The sequence below is a fragment of the Kitasatospora sp. NPDC091257 genome (assembly GCF_044757675.1).
GTDB classification, from domain to species: domain Bacteria; phylum Actinomycetota; class Actinomycetes; order Streptomycetales; family Streptomycetaceae; genus Kitasatospora; species Kitasatospora lactacystinica.
In genome coordinates this window covers 1-2034 of record NZ_JBIVVI010001435.1, presented here as the reverse complement: position 1 = coordinate 2034, position 2034 = coordinate 1, and the positions used below count along the sequence as shown (strand labels likewise).

General features: G+C 70.7%; 3 protein-coding genes. 1 reads left to right on the top strand and 2 read right to left on the bottom strand.

The window, feature by feature from the left end; genetic code table 11:
• Positions 1-49: 49 nt before the first annotated feature.
• Entirely contained in the window at positions 50-514 is a 465-nt protein-coding gene (locus ACIQOV_RS39100; protein ID WP_401055614.1) for a phage tail protein, read from the bottom strand.
• Positions 515-819: 305 nt separating this feature from the next.
• Positions 820-1803 (bottom strand): cytochrome P450, encoded by a 984-nt coding sequence (locus ACIQOV_RS39095; protein WP_401055612.1) that lies wholly within the window; start codon positions 1801-1803, stop codon positions 820-822.
• Here ACIQOV_RS39095 and ACIQOV_RS39090 point away from each other — a divergent pair.
• Positions 1789-2034, top strand: a 246-nt coding sequence (locus ACIQOV_RS39090) for a hypothetical protein (protein WP_401055610.1), incomplete at its 3' end; no start/stop codon positions are given. The two genes, ACIQOV_RS39095 and ACIQOV_RS39090, sit on opposite strands and share 15 nt — an antisense overlap.

Here is a 2034-nt window from a genome sequence, read left to right as displayed (position 1 = left end):
GCCTTGCGCCCGTTGGTCCGCAGCGCCGCCAGGAAGGAGCGTGCCGCGGTCAGTACTCGTTCTTGACGACGAAGAACGAGCCGCGGATGACACCGGCGAGCTTCGACTTCTGCCGGGCGAACTTGAAACGGGAGGCGAGCTCCTCCGGGATCTCCATCCCCTCGGAGAGCTTGAACCCGACCGCCCGCTTCTTGGCGTCGTCGACGGTGTACATCACGTTGATCGACAGCCCGCTCTCGTAGAAGACATAGGCCATGCGGATGTTCTCGACCTGAAAGGCCGTGGCCTCCAGCGGGCGGGAGGCGATGACGATGTCCCGTTCCTCCTTGAGGATCCGGTGCACCCAGTCGACGGCCTCCTGGGCGTCGCCGGCCGGCTCCACCGTGAAGACGTGGTCGTACTTGTTCCTGAAATAGCGGGCCTCGTTCGCCCGCAGACCGGCCAGCGCCTCCGCGACGGGTGAAGACTCCAGACCGACGGTCGAGACGGTGTCGAAATCCACGGTGTAGGTCATGGCGGGTTCTTCCTCGTCGGCGTCGGTGGACGGCGGACGCCCCGGCACCCGCGCCGGAACGAGTGCCTGCCTCGTCCCGCGTCCCACGTCCCGCTCCGAGCGCTGGTCGCCGTGGACCGGGATGCCGTCGGCTCCCGCCAGTATGCGGGCCGGGTGGGGCTGGTTCCAGGTCCTGAAGGTGGTGTCGCGCCCGGTGAAGCCGTTCTCCGATCTGCCGGGACGGTGCGGCCGAGGTGCCGGAGGCCGCAGCGGACGTCCGTCGCACCGTTGCTCGACGCCGCCCTGGTTCCCGTCACCGTCACGGGTCACCAGGTGACAGGCAACGCGTCGAGACCGTAGACCTCGTTGTTGACGCGGTAGGGCACATCCTCGGCGGGACACGCGAGCGCGAGACCGGGCAGTCGCCGCAGGAGCGCGGGCACCGCGATCCGCAGTTCGGCGCGGGCCAGCGGCGCGCCGAGGCAGTGGTGCGGGCCGTGCCCGAAGGCCAGGTGCGACACGGGTGTGCGTGCGATGTCGAAGCGGTCCATCCCGGCGCCGAGCGCCGGGTCGCGGTTGGCCACCGGCAGTTGACAGACGACCTGGTCACCGGCCTTGATCGGCACGCCGCCGATCGCGGTGTCGCACCGCGCGGTCCGGGCCAGCGCGGTGCTGGACACGGACAGGTACCGCAGCAGTTCCTCGACGGCGGTGTCGATCACCGGATCGGCCTCAGGAGCGTCGCGCAACCGGTCGGCCTGCTCCGGGTGCGACAGCAGGGCGAGCACGCCCAGGCCGATCGTGTTGGACACCGTGACGTGGCCGGCGAGCAGCAGCAACTCGCAGACGCCGACCAGTTCGGAGTCCGACACCGCGCCGCCGTGGTCCCGGACGAGCGTGCCGATCATCCCGTCGTCCGGGCTGCGCCGCTTCTCCGCCACCAGGGAGGCCATGTACGCGTGCGATTCCCGGCCGGCCACGAGCCGTTCCTCGATGGGGAGCCCGAGATCCAGCGTGGTACGGGACCAGCGGTGGAACCGCCCCTGGTCGGGGTCGGGAACGCCGAGCATCGCGCAGATCACCCCGAGCGGCAGCGGCAGGGCGAAGTCGGCCATCAGGTCCGCCGTGGGACCCCGCGATTCCATGGCGTCGATCAGCTCGCCGACCAGGGTGCGGATCATCGGCTCCAGTGAGCGGATCCGCTTCCCGGTGAACTCCGGCGTCAGGACGTGGCGCAGCCGCGTGTGCTCCGGCGGGTCCATGTTGAGGAGCTCGTTCGGCAGGACCGGAGCGCGTTGCGGGTCGTACATCGCGAACGTCTCCTGGTCGGCCAGCACGCGCCGCACGTCGGCGTGCCGGGTGACGAGCCAGTACTCACCGACCCGGTGCAGCCAGAAGTCCTGGACGCGCCGAACCCGGTCCCCGCGCTGGGCCTCACCCAGTGCCGGGCCCGGGCCGAGCCGGTGGTCATCGCCTCCTCGGCGCGCTCGGCACCGAGTTCGGCGGCGCCGAGCCGGACCACCGCCGGGTCGATCCAGGTG

Coding starts and splice junctions, on each gene's coding strand:
- ACIQOV_RS39100 (WP_401055614.1), bottom strand. CDS start 514: ATGACCTACACCGTGGATTTCGACACCGTCTCGACCGTCGGTCTGGAG.
- ACIQOV_RS39095 (WP_401055612.1), bottom strand. CDS start 1,803: ATGTACGACCCGCAACGCGCTCCGGTCCTGCCGAACGAGCTCCTCAAC.